A 17216-nucleotide genomic window follows, 5' to 3' on the forward strand; every position below is an offset into this window, starting at 1 on the left:
CTCCAGTCATGCGGGGGTGCGAACGGCCTGGCGGGCCAGCAGGCGCCATTGCCCATCCCGCTTGTGCCAGACCAGCAGCACGTGCAAGTCGACCTGCCCAGGCTTGCCCTGGTCCAGGGTTGCGCCGGTGAGGCGATGCCGCACCACGGCCACATCACCCACCACGCGCACGCTTTGCGCAGTCAACTCGATGCTCACGAAATCCGACTTGGCGCTCAGCAGATCGCCCACAAAGCTGGCCTTGGTGTCGACCCGGCCGCCAGAGTGGCCATAGCTCAACTCATCGGCCACCAGGGCTTCCAGGGCCGCCCGGTCCGGATCGACCATGGCCAACCGCAGCTTCTCGACCGCAGCCCCGACGGCGGGCTCGTCAGGCACGCCTTGGGCATGGATCGCGGGTGTCCAGGCCAGCAAGGCGGCGAGCCCGCAGGCCGCCAGGTTCAGACGTCGTTTCATGTTGTTGTCTCCTTTGTTGTCGTAGCCCCGTTGCGGGGCTGTCAGGGCGCGGTGATCAGAGGGCTTGCGAGCCCAGCTTCTTGATCAGGGCGTCCAGGGCTTCCATTTCGGCGGCCTTCAGGTCGGTCAGCGGGGTGCGCACCGGGCCGGCGTCGTGGCCCACCAGCTTGGCGCCGGCCTTGACGATGCTCACGGCATAGCCTTGACCACGGTTGCGGATCTCCAGGTACGGCAGGAAGAAGTCTTTCAGCAGGCGGTTCTGCGTGGCGTGGTCATCGGTGCGCACGGCTTCATAGAAGTCCATGGCCGTTTTGGGGATGAAGTTGAACACCGCCGACGAATACACCGGGGTGCCCAGCGCCTTGTAGGCCGCGGCATACACCTCGGCCGTGGGCAGGCCGCCCAGATAGGCAAAACGGTCGCCCATGGTCTGGTAGATGGACATCATCAGTTCGATGTCGCCGATCCCGTCCTTGAAGCCCACCAGGTTGGGGCAGCGGTCGGCCAGGATCTGCAGCGAGGCCGGGGTCAGCTTGGCCTGCCCGCGGTTGTAGACGATGACGCCGAACTTCACGCTCTTGCAAACAGCTTCGACGTGGGCGATCAGGCCTTCCTGGCCGGCTTCGGTCAGGTAGTGCGGCAGCAGCAGCACACCATGAGCGCCGGCTTTTTCAGCGGCCTGGGCGCACTGGATGGCAAAGCGGGTGGGGCCACCAGCGCCGGCAATGATGGGCACCACGCCGCGGCAGGTATCGACCGCGGTTTGGATGATGCCGGGGTACTCATCGGCCGTCAGCGAAAAGAACTCACCCGTGCCGCCTGCCGCAAACAGGGCGCTGGCGCCATAGGGGGCCAGCCATTGCAGGCGTTCGATGTAGCCCTTCTGGTTGAAGTTGCCTTCGGCGTCGAAGTCGGTCAACGGGAAGGACAGCAGGCCCGAGCCCATGATGGTCTTGAGTTCTTGAGGGGTCATTTGAATGCTCCAGAAAAAGAAAAGTGCGAAAAAGGGAAATGCGAAAAAGAGGGGGCGGGTCGATCAGTCGAGCCGGATCCGGGCGGCCTGGACCACCTGGGCCCAGCGCTTGCGTTCGTTGTTGAAGAATTGCTCCTCTTCGGCCGGGGCCATGGTCACCACCTCGGCGCCCTGCCCGGCCAGCCGCGAGCGGATGTCGGGCGAGCGGATGATGCGGATCAGCTCCTGGTTGAGCCGGTTGACGATGGCGTCGGGCGTGCCGCGCGCCACGCGCACGCCCTGCCAGGTGCCCGACTCGAAGCCGGTCAGGCCCTGTTCGGCCAGGGTCGGCACCTGCCCCACCAAGGGCATGCGGGTGGCCTTGGACACGCCCAGCAGCTTGAGCTTGCCGGCCTGAACCTGCGGGTAGGTGGCCAACATGCCGTTCATGAGCACCTGGGTCTGCCCCGCCACCGTGTCAGCCACGGCCTGCACGCCGCCCTTGTAGGGCACGTATTCCCAGCGCGCGCCGCTGGCGCGCTGCACCGCTACACCGGCCAGGTGCGCCGCACTGCCGGTGGCTGTGACGGCAAAGTTGAGATCGGTCTTCTTGGAGTACGCCACCAACTCGGCCAGGTTGTTCACCGGCACCGAGGGGTGCACCACCAGCAAATGGGGAGAATAGGCCAGCATGGTCACGCCACGCAGGTCCTTGGAGGGGTCGAAGCCCAGGCGGGTGTACACCGAGGGGCTGATGGCCAGGGCGCCCACGTCGCACAAGAGCAAGGTGTAGCCGTCGGGCGCGCTGTGGGCCACCAGATCGGCCCCCAGGTTGCCATTGGCGCCGGGCTTGTTGTCGATGATCACGGGCTGGCCAAGTGCCTCGGAAAGCGGCTGGCTCAGGGCCCGGGCAATGATGTCGGACGAGCCACCCGGCGGGTAAGGCACCACGATGCGGATCGGTCGGGCGGGCCAGGTCTGGGCCCCCACCCAGGCGGGGCTGGCCAGCAGGGCGGCGGGCGCGGCAGCGGCCAGCAAACGGCGTCGGGACAAGGTCATACGGTCTCCTGTTGGAAGACCAGGCACCCGGTCGCAGCACGACGTCAGCGAGGTGGGATGACTGATCTGATGTTGTTGTCAGTCATCGTACAACTAAATTTTCGGCTTGTCTAGAAAAAGACAACTAAAGATGACCTCAGCCGCCCAAGAGCCTGAAAAGCCCTTCTACCAGGAGGGAGGCCTGCCCATCGCAGGCCACTCAGATCAACGGGCCAAATCGTCCGCCGGCTGGCCCGCCTGGGCCAGGGCCTGAGCCCGGCGCAGGCGCTCCCGGCTGTTGGTGAGGTGGATGCGCATGGCGGCGCGGGCCGATTCGGGGTCTTGCCGCGCGATGGCGTCGTACACCTCTTCGTGCTCGCGGTTCACCTTCTGCAGGTACTGGGCGCGCAGCTCGGGGGCCATGCGCATGGCCGATGAGATGCGGGTGCGCGGGATGATGGTGGTGCCCAGGTGGGCCATGATGTCGCCGAAATAGCGGTTGCCAGTGGCGCGGGCGATCTCCTGGTGAAAGCGGAAATCGGGCGACACGGTGTCCCCCGCCACCTCCACATGCGAGGCAAAGTCGTCCAGCGCCTGGCGCATGGCCAGCAGGTTCTGCTCAGAGCGGCGCAAGGCGGCCAGGCCGGCCGATTCGGTCTCCAGGCTGATGCGCAACTCCAGCACCGCCAGCACATCCACCGAGGCGGCGATGTCGGACGGGTCGATGCGGAACATGCCCGGAGCCTGGGCCTCCAGCACAAAGGTGCCGATGCCGTGGTGGGTCTCCACCAGGCCGGCCGCCTGCAGGCGCGACAGCGCCTCGCGCACCACGGTGCGGCTGACGCCGAAGGCCCGCATGATTTCAGACTCGGTGGGCAGCTTGTCGCCCACCTTCAGCACCTGGCTCTGGATGCGACTGCTGAAGTCTTCCACCAGTTCATGGGCCAGACCGCGCGGTCGCCGACGCGTGGGCGACACCCCGGCCGGGGCTTCCGCTGCATTGACCGTTGGCGCGGTGGAATTGGCCGTTGACAACTTTGACATGGCGTGATGATAATCCAGCCCCAGGTTGTACGACAACCGATGACATACATCCCTTCAAGCACAACAAAACGCCATGAACGAGAGACAACTGCCGCAACGCTTGCTGCTGACCGGGGCCGCTGGCGGCCTGGGCCGCGTCCTGCGCGAGAGCCTCAAACCCTTCACCCGCCAGTTGCGACTGTCGGACATCGCCGACCTGGCCCCGGCCAGCTCCAGCCAGGAGGAAATCCAGCTGTGCGACCTGGCCGACAAGGCCGCCGTCGATGCCCTGGTGCAGGGCTGCGATGCCATCGTGCACCTGGGCGGCATCTCGGTGGAGCGCCCGTTTGAGGAAATCCTCGAAGCCAACATCCGCGGCGTGTTCAACCTGTATGAGGCGGCCCGCCGCCATGGTGTGCAGCGTGTGGTGTTTGCCAGCTCCAACCATGTGATCGGCTTCTACCCCCAGACCCAGCGCCTGGACACCTCGGTGCCGCACCGCCCCGACGGCTACTACGGCCTGTCCAAGGCCTTTGGCGAAGACCTGGCCAACTTCTACTTCGACCGCTATGGCATCGAGACCGTCAGCATCCGCATCGGCTCTTCGTTCACCGAGCCGCGCGACCGCCGCATGCTGAGCACCTGGCTCAGCTACCGCGACCTGACCGAACTGGTGCGCCGCAGCCTGGTCACGCCCCAGGTGGGCCACACCGTGGTGTATGGCGCCTCGGACAACCCCGCCGGCTGGTGGGACAACGCCGGCGCGCGCCACCTGGGCTTTGTGCCGCAAGACAGCTCGGAAGTCTTCCGCGCCAAAGTCGAGCAACAGCCCCCGGTGCCGCCCGACGCGCCGGCGGCCCTGTACCAAGGCGGCAATTTCTGCGCCGCCGGCCCCTTCGAAACCCTGCCCCCGGTAGGCGCCGCATGAGCTCTGCCGCCGAACTGGTGCTGGACGTGCGCTGCGGCACGGGTGAAAGCCCGCTGTGGAGCCCGGCCGAGCAGGCGCTGTATTGGGTGGACATCCCGGCCGCCCGCCTGCACCGCTGGGACGCGACCACCGGCCAGAGCCGCCATTGGCAAGCCCCCGAAATGCTGGCCTGCGTGGCCCGGACCGCCGATGGCCTGGGCTTCATCGCCGGCATGGAGAGCGGGCTCTTCCGTCTCGACCCAAAAGCAGACTCCGACGCTCTGAGCGCAGCCCCGATCGCCACGGTGCAACACGCGCGCCGGGGCATGCGCTTCAACGATGGCCGCTGCGACCGCCAAGGCCGCTTCTGGGCCGGCACCATGGTGATGGACATGAGCGCCAACCTGCCACTGGGTCAGCTGTACCGTTACGACCCAGCCCGTGGATTGCAGGCGGTGCTGCGCGGGCTCACCGTGCCCAATGGCCTGGGCTTCAGCCCCGATGGCCGCACGATGTACCTGTCGGATTCGCACCCCTCGGTGCAGGCCATCTGGGCCTTTGACTACGACACGGACACCGGCACACCGCACAACCGCCGCCTGTTCGTCGACATGCGCGAGCACCCGGGCCGCCCCGATGGCGCCGCGGTGGATGCCGACGGTTGCTACTGGATCTGCGGCAATGACGCCGGCCTGGTGCACCGCTTCACCCCGCAAGGGCGCCTTGACCGCTCGCTGGCCGTGCCGGTCAAAAAGCCTGCCATGTGCGCCTTTGGCGGGCCCGGCCTGAACACCTTGTACGTCACCAGCATCCGCCCCGAGGGCATCGACCTGAGCGACCAGCCGCTGGCCGGCGGCGTGTTTGCGCTGCGCCCCGGCGTGAGCGGGCTGCCCGAACCCCATTACCAGCAATGACCCCCACCCACCGCTGAATGTTCTGATTCCCGAAGTTCGACAAACCTGATCCTCAAGGAGACAAAGATGAAATTCAAACACCACCTGATGATGCTGGCCGCCAGCCTGGCCCTGGGCCCCCTGGCCGCCCAGGCCACCGAGTTCCGCTCGGCCGACATCCACCCCGACGGCTACCCCACGGTCGAAGCGGTGAAGTTCCTGGGCGAGCGCCTCAAGCAGCTCACCCAGGGCAAGGACAGCGTCAAGATCTACAACAACAGCTCGCTGGGCAATGAGAAGGACACCATCGAGCAGACCAAGATCGGTGCGCTGGCCATGGTGCGCGTCAACATCGCCCCCATGAACAACATCTGCCCGGCCACCCAGGTGCCGACGATGCCCTTCCTGTTCCGCAGCAAGGAGCACCTGCGTGCGGTGCTGGACGGCCCGATCGGCGAAGAAATCCTGAAGTCGTGCGAACCCCAGGGCTTCATCGGCCTGGCCTACTACGACAGCGGTGCGCGCAACCTCTACACCGCGCGCAAGCCGGTGCGCACCCTGGCGGATGCCAAGGGCCTGAAGATCCGGGTGCAGCAATCCGACCTGTGGGTGGCCCTGCTCGAGGCCATGGGCGCCAACGCCACCCCCATGCCCTTCGGCGAGGTCTACACCGCCCTCAAGACCGGCCTGGTGGACGGTGCCGAGAACAACTACCCCTCGTTCGAAAGCTCGCGCCACTTCGAGGTGGCCAAGTACTTCTCGCTCACCGAGCACTCGATGGCCCCCGAGATGCTGCTGTTCTCCAAGCGCGTGTGGGACAAGCTGACGCCCGAAGAGCAGGTGGCCCTGCGCCAGGCCGCCAAGGAGTCGGTGCCCTGCATGCGCAAGCTGTGGGATGAGCGCGAAGCCAAGTCGCTGGCCACCGTCAAGGCCGGGGGGGCCGAGATCATCACCGTCGACAAAGCCTCGTTCCAGAACGCCATGAAGCCGGTGTATGACAAGTTCATCACCGACCCGAAGTTGAAAGACCTGGTCCGCCGCGTCCAGGAAACCAAGTAAGCACCGCCCAGGCGGCCGCCCCTGTGCGTTCCACGGCCCACCTGAGCGGGCCGGGGGGCTGGCTGCACCCTTTTTTCTGAAGAGTCGACACCATGTATTCCAAACTTTGCCGCTGGCTGGCTCGCAGCTGCATGTGGCTGGGCATTGCCGGCATCGTGGCCCTGATTGGCGCCGTGAGCTGGCAGGTCTTTGGCCGCTACGTCCTGAACAACACGCCCACCTGGGCAGAGAGCCTGGCCCTGTTGCTGGTGCTGTACGTGACCATGCTGGGCACCGCCGTGGGCGTGCACGACGCGGGCCACATCGGGCTTGAATCGCTGCTGGTGCTGGTGCCCGAGAAGGTCCGCAACAAGATCGAGATCCTGATCCACCTGCTGGTGGGCTTGTTTGGCGGCGCCATGGCCTGGGGCTGTGCCGAGCTGGCCGCATCGGTCTGGAGCTACCGCCTGCCCACCCTGTGGATTTCCGAAGGCTGGAAGTACATCCCCGCCACCCTTTCAGGTGTCTTGATCGTGATGTTCTCGATCGAGCACATCATCGCGCTGGCCCAGGGCCGCGAAGTCGAACCCTGCTGGAGCTGATCACCATGGCCTTGACAATTCTCTGCGTCAGCTTCGCGCTGTTTCTGCTGATGGGGGTGCCGGTGGCGTTCTCGATCGGCCTGTCCGCCCTGTCCACACTGCTGTATGAAGGCCTGCCGCTGGCGGTGGGCTTCCAGCAGATGACCTCGGGCATGAGCATCTTCTCGTTCCTGGCCATCCCGTTCTTCATCTTCGCGGGTGAGCTGATGATGTACGGCGGCATCGCCGACCGCATCGTGGACCTGGCGCGCAACCTGGTGGGCCACGTGCGCGGCGGCCTGGGCATGTCCAATGTGGTGGCCTGCACCTTGTTCGGCGGTGTGTCGGGCTCGCCGGTGGCGGATGTGTCGGCCATGGGCGCGGTGATGATCCCGATGATGAAGAAAGAGGGTTATCACGCCGACTACGCCGTCAACGTGACCACCCACGCGGCCCTGGTGGGCGCCCTGATGCCCACCAGCCACAACCTGATCATCTATTCGCTGGCGGCGGGCGGCAAGGTGTCGATCGCGGCGCTGATCCTGGCGGCCCTGCTGCCGGCCGCCATCCTGACCTTGTGCAACCTGGCGGCCGCCTACCTGGTGGCCATCCACCGCGGCTACCCGGCCGGCACCTTCCCGGGCTGGGCCATCGTGGCGCGCTCGCTGGCGGCGGCGCTGCCGGGGCTGATGATCGTGGTGCTGATCCTGGGCGGCATTCTGTCGGGCATCTTCACGGCCACCGAATCAGCGGCCGTGGCCGTGCTCTACGCCCTGGCGCTGACAGTGTTCGTGTACCGCTCGATCAAGCGCGAGCACTTCATCAAGGCCGCGGCCAAGGCCGTCAAGACCACGGGCGTGGTGCTGCTGCTGATCGGTATTTCGAGCACCTTCGGCTACCTGATCAGCCTGTACGGCGTGGCCGAGCTCACGGGCCAGATGCTGTCGCAGATGACCACCACCCCGTGGCTGATCTTCCTGCTGGTGAACGTGCTGCTGTTCCTGCTCGGCACCTTCCTGGACATGGCCGCCACCATCTTGCTGTGCACCCCGATCTTTCTGCCGATCTGCCAGCAATATGGCATGAGCTCGGTGCAGTTCGGGATCATGCTGCTGATCAATTGCGCCCTGGGCCTGAACACCCCCCCGGTGGGCACCACCCAGTTCGTGGGCTGCGCCATCGGCGGGGTCTCCGTGGGCACGGTGATGCGCACCATCTGGCCTTTCTATGGCGCGCTGATCTTTGCCCTGTTGCTGGTCACCTATGTGCCTTCGTTCTCGATGTGGCTGCCCAGCATGTTCATGACCAAGTGAAGCCGACCCGAAAGCCCCAGCCATGAGCCCACAGACGCAATCCGGCGCGCCAACCCCGGCGCCGCGCACCATCCAGGTCCACCCGGCCGACAACGTGGCCATCGTCGTCAACGACGGCGGCCTGCCTGCCGGCAGCGTGCTGCCCGGCGGCCTGACCCTGGTCGAGACCGTGCCCCAGGGGCACAAGGTGGCCCTGGCCGATCTGGCCGAGGGCGAGGTGATCCGCCGCTACAACGTGGTGATCGGCTATGCCGCCCGCGCCCTGCCCCGCGGCAGCTGGGTGAACGAGCGCGTGATGCGCATGCCCACTCCGCCCGGCCTGGACGACCTGCCCGTGGGCACGCTGGCCGTGCCGGCACCCACTGCCACCGAGCAGCACAGCTTCGAGGGCTACCGCAATGCCGATGGCTCGGTGGGCACGCGCAACATCCTGGCCGTGACCCAGACCGTGCAGTGCGTGGCCGGCGTGACCGACTTCGCCGTGCAGCGCATCAAGGCCGAGCTGCTGCCGCGCTACCCCCATGTGGACGATGTGGTGGCCCTGGAGCACACCTACGGCTGCGGCGTGGCCATCGACGCGCCCGATGCCGTGATCCCCATCCGCACCGTGCGCAACATCAGCCTCAACCCCAATTTTGGTGGCGAGGTGATGGTCATCAGCCTGGGCTGCGAAAAGCTCCAGCCCGAGCGCCTGCTGCCCCCGGGCAGCATCCCCATCCGCGACGAACGCGGCCAAGCCACCGGCGCCGACGCGCCGCTGGACACCATCTGCCTGCAGGACGAGGCCCATGTCGGCTTCATGTCCATGGTCGATCACATCCTGCGCCAGGCCGAGGTGCACCTGCAGCGCCTGAACGCCCGCCGGCGCGAGACCGTGCCCGCCAGCGAGCTGGTGGTGGGCGTGCAGTGCGGCGGCAGCGACGCCTTCTCGGGCCTCACCGCCAACCCGGCCGTGGGCTATGCCACCGACCTGCTGATCCAGGCCGGCGCCACCGTGATGTTCTCGGAGGTGACCGAGGTGCGCGACGGCATCGACCAGCTCACCGCCCGCGCCGCCAGCCCCGAGGTGGCCCAGGCCATGGTCCGGGAGATGGCCTGGTACGACGCCTACCTGACCCAGGGCCGCGTGGACCGCAGCGCCAACACCACGCCCGGCAACAAGTTGGGCGGCCTGTCGAACATCGTCGAAAAGGCCATGGGCTCGATCGTGAAAAGCGGCAGTTACGCCATCACCGGTGTGATCTCGCCCGGCGAGAAGCTCACGCAAAAAGGCCTGATCTACGCCGCCACCCCCGCCAGTGATTTCATCTGCGGCACGCTGCAGCTGGCCGCCGGCATGAACCTGCATGTGTTCACCACCGGCCGCGGCACGCCCTACGGGCTGGCCGAGGTGCCGGTGATCAAGGTGGCCACGCGCAGCGACCTGGCCCGGCGCTGGCACGACCTGATGGACATCGACGCCGGCACCATCGCCACCGGCCAGGCCACGATCGAAGACGTGGGCCGCCAGCTGTTCCAGTACATGCTGGACGTGGCCAGCGGCCGCCAAAAGACCTGGGCCGAGCAGTGGAAGCTGCACAACGCCCTGGTGTTGTTCAACCCGGCCCCGGTGACCTGAGGCCCCAAAGGCCCGCTCACACCCTCACACCCCAGCACCCGGTAGCAAGTCGACAGAACCTGCACCCCAACGGAGACCACCATGCACCCACCCAGCCCGCCCAGCGGCTGAGCGCCCTTCTGAAGCCTCGGCCGTCATGGCCTTGACCCCAGGTCAACGGCACCCCACACCCTGAAACCAGCCCTGGCGCAGACGCCACGGGCTGCGGGTCAGGCTGCGCCCAAACGGCCCGAACACGGCCCAGATCACCGCCCCGAATGCCCGCGCCAAGCTGGGCAGGGCCACGTCTTGCCCACTGACACATCAACTGGAGACAACAACATGAAGAAACCGACTGCCACTCACGACTTCCCGCTGTGGACCTCAGCGTCCCTCAAGCGCCGCGACTTTCTGGGCCGCTCTGGCGCCCTGCTCGGCACCGCAGCCTTGGCTGGCCCGCTGGCCGCCTGTGGCGGTGCCGATGGCGACCCGATCTGGGGCGTGGGCGGTGCGGCTGACCAGATCATCAGCAGCCTCAGCGGCGTGAGCCAGACCAGCTTTGCCGCCCGCGATTTTTCAGTGTTGAACTACGGCGCCCAGACTTGCCAGGTGGTGGCGGCCACCAGCCCCTACCCGGCCAGCAGCTCGCCGCTGAGCAATGGGGCCAGCCTGACCCACGCCCCGGGCTCGTTTGACAGCCGCCCGGCCTTTCTGGCCGCCATCAAGGTCGCCAATGCCGCGGGTGGTGGCCGCGTGGTGGTGCCCGCCGGCACCTGGTATTGCGCCGGCCCCATCGTGCTGCTGAGCAATGTGAACTTCCACCTGAGCGCCAACTGCACCATCTACTTCAGCCCCAACCCGGCCGACTACGCCAAGGACGGCCCCTATGACTGCGGCAGCAACGGCAAGTTGTACTACTCGCGCTGGCAGGCCGACGACTGCCTGAACTTTGGTGCGCCGGTGTACGCCTACCAGCAGAACAACATCGCCCTCACCGGCGAAGACTCCACCTCGGTGCTCAACGGCCAGGCTATGACCCCCTTCGCTGGCAGCGGCAGCACCAGCACCTGCTGGTGGACCTGGAAGGGTACCAGCGGCGCCTATGGCTGCACCGGCTCATCCACCCCCTCTTGCGCCTACGCCAACCCGGCCAATGCCGACCTCAGGACCATGGCCCCCAACATCAGCAATGCGCTCTACACCTTGCTCACCAACCCGGTCACGCCCTGGCAGCAAGACCAGAACTACCTGCCGGCCCTGTCAGAAGCCGGTGTGCCGGTGGCCCAGCGCATCTTCGGCAAGGGGCACTACCTGCGGCCCTGCATGGTCGAATTCATCGGTTGCACCAACGTGCTGATGGAGAACTACACCACCCAGAACACCCCTTTCTGGCAACACCACCCGGTCGCCTGTACCAATGTGGTGATCCGCGGCGTGCTGGCCGACAGCATCGGGCCCAACAACGACGGTTTCGACCCCGAGGCCTGCACCAATGTGCTGTGCGAGAAGGTCACCTTCAACACCGGCGACGACTGCATCGCCATCAAGTCGGGCAAAAACCTCGACACCCAGTACGGGCCGGCCGACCGGCACCTGATCCAGAACTGCACCATGAACAGCGGCCACGGCGGCCTCACCCTGGGCAGCGAAATGGGGGCCGGGGTGCAGAACATCTACGCCCGCCGCCTGACCATGCTGAACCAGAACTGGGCCAGCAACCCGCTGAACATTGCCATCCGCATCAAGACCAACATGAACCGCGGTGGCTTTGTGAAGAACCTTTATGTGGACGATGTCAGCCTGCCCAACGGCGTGAGCCTGACGGGCGCTGGTTACGGCAGCTCGATGATCGCGGGCAGCCCCATCAATGCCAGCGTGCCGATCGGGGTGGCCACCACGGCGGCCTCCAACCCCTCGGCCTCGCAAGGCGGCGTGATCACCTTCGACTGCGACTACCAACCGGCCAAGGACGCGATCCGCACCCGACCGGCCCTGGTGCAGAACGTGAACATCAGCAACGTGCGGGTGAGCAACGTGACTCTGAACGGCGTCACGGCCTCGTGCTTCCAGGCCATCGTGGCCCAGGGCCCCGTGGCCTACGACTACAACGGCAGCGCCCCGGCCCCCACCGTGCCCGCCATCACCGGCGTGACCCTCCGCGACTGCGACTTTGGCACCCCGGCCGCAGCCGGCCCAGCCAGCGCCACCGTGGCCGGGCCCATCTACGCCTGGAACGTGAACGCGATGAACCTGAGCAATGTGCGCATCGCGGGCAACACCCTCAACACCACCGTGAGCGACCTGCGATGAAGCGCGATGAATTGCGCTCAAGGCTTGCCCCATCGATTTTTCAACCCCGTGCTTTTCGTCAACCCTGGAGATAAAACCATGACTCATCTGAAGAAAACCCTGCTGGCCTGCGCGGCCGTGAGTGCCCTCGGCGCCCCTGGCCTGGCCCTGGCCCAGTCCTCGGTCACCCTGTTCGGCGTGCTCGACCTCGCCTATGAAAACGTCAAGACCAACGCCGGCCGCGTCTCCGGCGTCTCCCCTTCCGGCAACAGCGCCAGCCGCCTCGGCTTTCGCGGCGTCGAAGACCTGGGCGGCGGCCTGAGCGCCGGCTTCTGGCTTGAGGGCGCCATCAACCCCGCCAGCGGCATCGGCAGCAGCGGCACCACCACCAACAACCAGCGCTCCGACATCGCCGCCGGCGGCCTCACCTTCAACCGCCGCGCCACCGTCAGCCTCGCTGGCGCCTTCGGCGAGCTGCGCATCGGCCGCGACACCACCCCCAGCTGGCAGAACTACCTCAATGCCGACCCCTTCGCCGCCGCCGGCGTGGGCACATTGATCCTTGATTACACCGGCTCGGCCGCCACCAACACCTTTGTGCGCGCCTCCAACTCTGTGGGCTACTTCCTGCCCGGCAACCTGGGGGGCCTCTACGGCCAGGCCATGCTCGCCTTCGGCAACCAGCCCAGCAACGCCACCATCAACAGCATCGACACCTCCAGCAACGGCCGCTATACCGGCGCCCGCCTGGGCTACAAGCAAGGCCCGCTCGATGTCGCTGCCGCCTACACCCGCACCACCTTCGCCGGCCTGACCCAGAGCCTGGGCAACAACGGTCTGGCCGGCCCCGGCACCTCGGGCGCCGCCGCCCCGCTGGCGGGCGACATGGCCGACACCAGCGTCTATGGCTCTTATGACTTCGGCCCCGCCAAGGTGATGGGCATCGTGGCCCAGCAAAAACTCTCCAACGTGGCCACCACCGGCAACGACCTCAGCACCAAGGGCTGGAGCCTGGGCGTGAACGCCCCCGTGGGCGCCTTCAACGTGCTGGCCTCGATCGGCCAGGTCAAGCTGGGCTCGGCCAAGGCACAGAAGCTGGCCCTGGGAGGCATCTACAACCTCTCCAAGCGCACCGCCGCCTACGCCACCGTGGCCCGCGTGAGCAACTCCGGCGGCGCCTCCATGGCCGCCTCTTCCTACGGCTCGGGCGCGCTGGGCCCGGTCACCGGCACCAGCAACGTCAACGGCAACTCCACCGGCTTTGACATCGGCCTGCGCGTGTCGTTCTGACGCACAGCCGGCCGTGGAGTGTGCTTGCACGCGCATGTGCCCCAGCGGGGCCGGCAGCCTATCTTCATTGCATCCAAGGTTTGAGCCTCGCCCACGGCGGGGCTTTTTTTTGCCCTTGTTTCACCCCTCATCTCAGCACATGCATGGGTGGCTTGAAAGTTCAAATGCGGCTAATCTAGTCCAAGCCGCACGCTTCGGCCTCAGGCGAAGATCTGAGCTGGATCGTGCATACCACCGAAAACCAACGCCTTCAGGGAGGTGTTCCATGCCGCACAGACTGCCCGACACGAACAGATCAGGGCCAAGCCCAGAAGCTGGGTCTGTTTAACCATGCCCCAACACCCGGATCTGCAAGAGCGCTTCAGTGCCAAGGTGCTGCTCGCATTTGGCACAGCCGCCCTGGTGGTGGCAGCCTTGCTGGTGCTGACCTGGAAGCTCGCAAGCGATGCAGCCTCTGCCACGCAAAGCGTCAACCACACGCAGAAGGTGCTGAATTCGCTGGGCATCACCCGCGGCGACATGCTCCAGGTCGAGTTGAGCACACAGAACTTTCGCATCACGGGCGACACCAGCTACCTCCTTGAACGGGAGAAAGCCGCCCACTCTCGCGAGGAGGCCATGGGCCGCCTGGCACAACTCACGGCCGACAACGGAGCGCAGCAGGCCCGCTGGCAGCAACTGCGTGAAGTGGTTGACCAGCGCATAGCGATTGCCCGGCAAGTCGAGGTATTGCGCAAGACCCAGGGTGTCGACGCCGCCACCGCCTACGTGGCCCGGGCCCCCCTGCGCGAAACCCGTGACAAGGTCTACAGCCTGCTGGACCAGATGCGCGAAGAAGAGCTGCGCCTGTTGGCCGCTCGCGACGCAGAGCAGCAGCGCAGCCGCCAATGGCTTCTTCGCGGGGGCTTGCTGGTCTCGGCCCTGCTGCTGGCCCTGCTGGCGGCCACCTACAAATTGATCCAGCGCCAGCTGCAACAACTGGCGCGCCAGCGCGAAACCCTGGTTGAGCGCGAAGAAGACCTGGCCATCACCCTGCAGTCCATTGGTGACGGTGTCCTGGCCACCGACCTGAACGGGCGCATCACGCGACTCAACCCCGTGGCCGAACGCTTGACCGGATGGACCGAGGCCCAGGCCCGCGGACGCCTGGCCGAAGAGGTGTTTGTGATCGTCAATGAGAGCACCCGGGCCTCGGTCGAAGTACCCATCGTGCGCGTGCTGCAGACCGGCCAGCAACAGGACCTGGCCAACCACACCAGCCTGATCGCGCGCGACGGCCGCGAATGCCCGATTGCCGACAGCGCTGCGCCCATTCGAGACGCTGCTGGCCAGATGCGCGGTACGGTGCTGGTGTTTCGTGATGTGACCCACCAGTACCAGGCCGAGCTGCAAATCGAGCGCCAGAACGCGCTGCTCGAACAGCACGTTGAAGAACGCACCCGGCAACTGCTTGAAAGCGAAGAACACCTGCGCAGCGTGATGGCTGCGGTGCCTGCCTTGATCGGCTATGTCGACGCCCAGCAACGCTATGTGTATGTGAACGATCTTTACCGGCAGCGTTTCGCGCCCGAGCGCGCCGATATCACCGGTTGCAGCGTGAGCGAGATCCTGGGCCCCGAACGCTATGCCATTGCGGCTCCCATGATCCAGAAGGCGCTGCAGGGTCTGCCCCAGAGCTTTGACTGGGAGCCCGAACCCGGCCTGTGGCATGCCGTCAACTACTTTCCGAAGCACGATGCGCTGGGGCGTGTGCTGGGCTATTACCTGCTGGGCAGCGACATCACCGAACGCAAACGCAGCGAGGCCGCCATCCAGGGGTTGAACACCGAACTCGCCCGGCGCGTGCATGAGCTGGAGCACGTGGGCCGCGCACTGCGCACCCTGAGTGCCGTCAACCGTACCATGCTGCGCGCCACCACGGAAGACGAACTGCTGCAGCACATGTGCCAGGCGATCGTCAGCACCGGGGGCTTTGGCATGGCTGCCGTGTGGTACCGCATGGACGACCCGGCCCAAAGCCTGAAACTGATGGCCCAGAGTGGCAACCACAACAGCGCGGAGTTGCTGAGTCGCCTGCCCCTGACCTGGGCCGACACCGAGAACGGGCAAGGGGCGGCCGCGCAGGCCGTGCGCAGCGGCCAGACCACCGTGATTGCCAATGTGCTTGAGAGCTCGGGCTACGCCCCCTGGCTGCAATACCTGGACGGCAATCGCTCAGCATTGGGCTGCCCGCTGCGGGTGGGCCACAAGGTCATCGGTGCACTGACTTTGTACGACAGCGAACCGGACACCTTCAAGCCCGACGAGGTGAACCTGCTCAGCGAATCGGCAGACGACCTGGCCTTTGGCATCGCCACGCTGCGCGCCCGGGTTGAACAGCAGCAAATCGAAGAGGCGATGCTGCACCTGACGCGCCACGATGCGCTGACGGGCTTGCCCAATGAAACCCACTTCACAGAAGACCTCAGCATGGCACTGGCCATGGCTGAGCACCGGAACAGCAGCGGCTTTGCCGTGTTGCAGATCAACATCGAGCGCATCGGCGAAATCAACGATGCCCTGGGCTTCAGCTTCGGCGACCAACTGCTTTGCGAATTTAGCCAACGTCTGTGCCAAAGCGTGCCACCAGACGCCAAGGTCGCTCGACTGCGTGGTGACGAATTCGCCATCCTGCTGCCCAACGCCGACGCGGCCGCTGCCGTGGCCCAGGTAAAACAGCTGAGCGCCGCCCTGGCCGCACCCATGCCGATGGCCGACATCGAGATCGACATCTCAGCCCGCACCGGCATCGCCCTTTATCCGCAACACGGCCAAACCCCACACGACCTGTACCGGCACATGGACATTGCCCTGCAGATGGCGCGCAAAAAAGGGGTGGGGCATGTGATCTTCGACCTCGCACTGGGCGCCAGCCAGCCGCAACAGCTCAATCTGGCGGGGCAGTTGCGCCGCGCCATCGAAGGCGGTGATCTGCTGCTTTACCTCCAGCCCAAGGTGGACATACGCACCGGCGCCCTTTGCGGTGCCGAGGGGCTGGTGCGCTGGCGGCATGCCCAACGCGGGTTGATCCCGCCCATGGAGTTCATCGGCCTGGCCGAACAGACCGGCCTGATCACGCCGCTGACTGACTGGGTGATCCAAGCCGCGCTGCGTCTCAACCACGACTGGGCCGCCCAGGGCAGCGCGCTGCCAATTGCCATCAACCTGTCTGCGCGCAACCTGCGCGATGAGAACCTGCTGCCCCGACTGCGCCATCTGCGCAGCACCTGGAACGGCGCGCCCCACCTGCTGGAGATGGAGATCACGGAAACCGCCGTGATGGAAGACGCCGAATACGCCCTGGGCGTTTTACAAAGCCTGCGCGCCGAGGGCATCGCCTTGTACATTGATGACTTTGGCACCGGCTACTCCGCCCTGAGCTACCTGCAGAAGCTCCCGGTGGACTACATCAAGATCGACCAGTCTTTTGTGCGCGACATGTGCAACAACAAGGATTCGGCCGCCATCGTGCGCTCCACCATCGACCTGGTGCACGACCTGGGCCGCAAAACGGTGGCCGAAGGCGTCGAAACCCAGGCCCATTGGGACCAGCTGGCCAGCCTGGGCTGCGACTATGCCCAGGGCTACTTCATTGCCCGGCCCATGCCGCCGGAAGAGTTTCAGGCCTGGCGCCTGGCCTATGAAAGCGGACGGCAAGCCGAGAGAGCCCGCCAAGGCGGTTGACCTGCACTCAGCCACTGATGGCCCCTCAACCGCGCCACCAGACGGATTCAGAAGGGCACGGCTACCGCACAACCTTCAGCGCTTTGGGTAGGCGGGATGGCGGGGGCCCGGAATCA

Annotated in this window: 13 protein-coding genes; 9 read left to right on the top strand and 4 right to left on the bottom strand. The window is 66.1% G+C overall.

The window, feature by feature from the left end:
- Window positions 1–6: 6 nt before the first annotated feature.
- The 4 genes from F624_RS0104190 to F624_RS0104205 all read right to left on the bottom strand — a co-directional run bounded on the left by F624_RS0104190 (window position 7) and on the right by F624_RS0104205 (window position 3490).
- Window positions 7–456 carry a nuclear transport factor 2 family protein gene (locus F624_RS0104190; protein ID WP_019573013.1) on the bottom strand — a complete coding sequence of 150 codons (450 nt, stop codon included), beginning with the start codon at window positions 454–456 and terminating at the stop codon, window positions 7–9.
- Between the two features lie 55 nt (window positions 457–511).
- The gene (gene kdgD, locus F624_RS0104195) at window positions 512–1429 is read right to left on the bottom strand and encodes a 5-dehydro-4-deoxyglucarate dehydratase (protein WP_019573014.1); all 918 of its coding nucleotides are present in this window, start codon (window positions 1427–1429) and stop codon (window positions 512–514) included.
- 63 nt (window positions 1430–1492) lie between these two features.
- A complete protein-coding gene (locus F624_RS0104200) occupies window positions 1493–2467 on the bottom strand; it encodes a Bug family tripartite tricarboxylate transporter substrate binding protein (protein WP_019573015.1) in 975 nt (324 codons plus the stop codon).
- 204 nt (window positions 2468–2671) lie between these two features.
- On the bottom strand, window positions 2672–3490 hold the full coding sequence (locus F624_RS0104205; RefSeq protein WP_031254023.1) for a FadR/GntR family transcriptional regulator: 819 nt from the start codon (window positions 3488–3490) through the stop codon (window positions 2672–2674).
- 73 nt (window positions 3491–3563) lie between these two features.
- Here F624_RS0104205 and F624_RS0104210 point away from each other — a divergent pair, with 73 nt between their 5' ends.
- From F624_RS0104210 to F624_RS0104255, 9 genes are all read left to right on the top strand, one after another.
- On the top strand, window positions 3564–4397 hold the full coding sequence (locus F624_RS0104210; protein WP_019573017.1) for an NAD-dependent epimerase/dehydratase family protein: 834 nt from the start codon (window positions 3564–3566) through the stop codon (window positions 4395–4397).
- Window positions 4394–5290 (top strand): SMP-30/gluconolactonase/LRE family protein, encoded by an 897-nt coding sequence (locus F624_RS0104215; RefSeq protein WP_019573018.1) that lies wholly within the window; start codon window positions 4394–4396, stop codon window positions 5288–5290. Before F624_RS0104210 ends, F624_RS0104215 begins: the two co-directional genes overlap by 4 nt.
- A gap of 66 nt (window positions 5291–5356) precedes the next feature.
- Window positions 5357–6328: a TRAP transporter substrate-binding protein gene (locus tag F624_RS0104220; protein ID WP_019573019.1), complete on the top strand. Its 972-nt coding sequence runs from the start codon at window positions 5357–5359 to the stop codon at window positions 6326–6328.
- A 92-nt stretch (window positions 6329–6420) separates the two neighbouring features.
- A complete protein-coding gene (locus F624_RS0104225; RefSeq protein ID WP_027475277.1) occupies window positions 6421–6909 on the top strand; it encodes a TRAP transporter small permease in 489 nt (162 codons plus the stop codon).
- A 5-nt stretch (window positions 6910–6914) separates the two neighbouring features.
- The gene (locus F624_RS0104230; protein WP_019573021.1) at window positions 6915–8201 is read left to right on the top strand and encodes a TRAP transporter large permease; all 1287 of its coding nucleotides are present in this window, start codon (window positions 6915–6917) and stop codon (window positions 8199–8201) included.
- Between the two features lie 22 nt (window positions 8202–8223).
- Window positions 8224–9819 (top strand): galactarate dehydratase, encoded by a 1596-nt coding sequence (gene garD / locus F624_RS0104235; protein WP_019573022.1) that lies wholly within the window; start codon window positions 8224–8226, stop codon window positions 9817–9819.
- Between the two features lie 321 nt (window positions 9820–10140).
- A complete protein-coding gene (locus tag F624_RS0104240) occupies window positions 10141–12108 on the top strand; it encodes a glycoside hydrolase family 28 protein (RefSeq protein WP_019573024.1) in 1968 nt (655 codons plus the stop codon).
- 78 nt (window positions 12109–12186) lie between these two features.
- The gene (locus F624_RS0104245) at window positions 12187–13377 is read left to right on the top strand and encodes a porin (protein WP_019573025.1); all 1191 of its coding nucleotides are present in this window, start codon (window positions 12187–12189) and stop codon (window positions 13375–13377) included.
- Window positions 13378–13707: 330 nt separating this feature from the next.
- Window positions 13708–17100 (top strand): EAL domain-containing protein, encoded by a 3393-nt coding sequence (locus F624_RS0104255; RefSeq protein ID WP_019573027.1) that lies wholly within the window; start codon window positions 13708–13710, stop codon window positions 17098–17100.
- The last annotated feature ends 116 nt before the right edge of the window (window positions 17101–17216 follow it).

The sequence above is a fragment of the Curvibacter lanceolatus ATCC 14669 genome (genome assembly GCF_000381265.1).
GTDB lineage: Bacteria > Pseudomonadota > Gammaproteobacteria > Burkholderiales > Burkholderiaceae_C > Curvibacter > Curvibacter lanceolatus.

Coding starts and splice junctions, on each gene's coding strand:
- F624_RS0104255 (WP_019573027.1), top strand. CDS start 13,708: ATGCCCCAACACCCGGATCTGCAAGAGCGCTTCAGTGCCAAGGTGCTG.
- F624_RS0104230 (WP_019573021.1), top strand. CDS start 6,915: ATGGCCTTGACAATTCTCTGCGTCAGCTTCGCGCTGTTTCTGCTGATG.
- F624_RS0104210 (WP_019573017.1), top strand. CDS start 3,564: ATGAACGAGAGACAACTGCCGCAACGCTTGCTGCTGACCGGGGCCGCT.
- F624_RS0104225 (WP_027475277.1), top strand. CDS start 6,421: ATGTATTCCAAACTTTGCCGCTGGCTGGCTCGCAGCTGCATGTGGCTG.
- F624_RS0104200 (WP_019573015.1), bottom strand. CDS start 2,467: ATGACCTTGTCCCGACGCCGTTTGCTGGCCGCTGCCGCGCCCGCCGCC.
- F624_RS0104245 (WP_019573025.1), top strand. CDS start 12,187: ATGACTCATCTGAAGAAAACCCTGCTGGCCTGCGCGGCCGTGAGTGCC.
- F624_RS0104205 (WP_031254023.1), bottom strand. CDS start 3,490: ATGTCAAAGTTGTCAACGGCCAATTCCACCGCGCCAACGGTCAATGCA.
- F624_RS0104220 (WP_019573019.1), top strand. CDS start 5,357: ATGAAATTCAAACACCACCTGATGATGCTGGCCGCCAGCCTGGCCCTG.
- garD (WP_019573022.1), top strand. CDS start 8,224: ATGAGCCCACAGACGCAATCCGGCGCGCCAACCCCGGCGCCGCGCACC.
- kdgD (WP_019573014.1), bottom strand. CDS start 1,429: ATGACCCCTCAAGAACTCAAGACCATCATGGGCTCGGGCCTGCTGTCC.
- F624_RS0104190 (WP_019573013.1), bottom strand. CDS start 456: ATGAAACGACGTCTGAACCTGGCGGCCTGCGGGCTCGCCGCCTTGCTG.
- F624_RS0104215 (WP_019573018.1), top strand. CDS start 4,394: ATGAGCTCTGCCGCCGAACTGGTGCTGGACGTGCGCTGCGGCACGGGT.
- F624_RS0104240 (WP_019573024.1), top strand. CDS start 10,141: ATGAAGAAACCGACTGCCACTCACGACTTCCCGCTGTGGACCTCAGCG.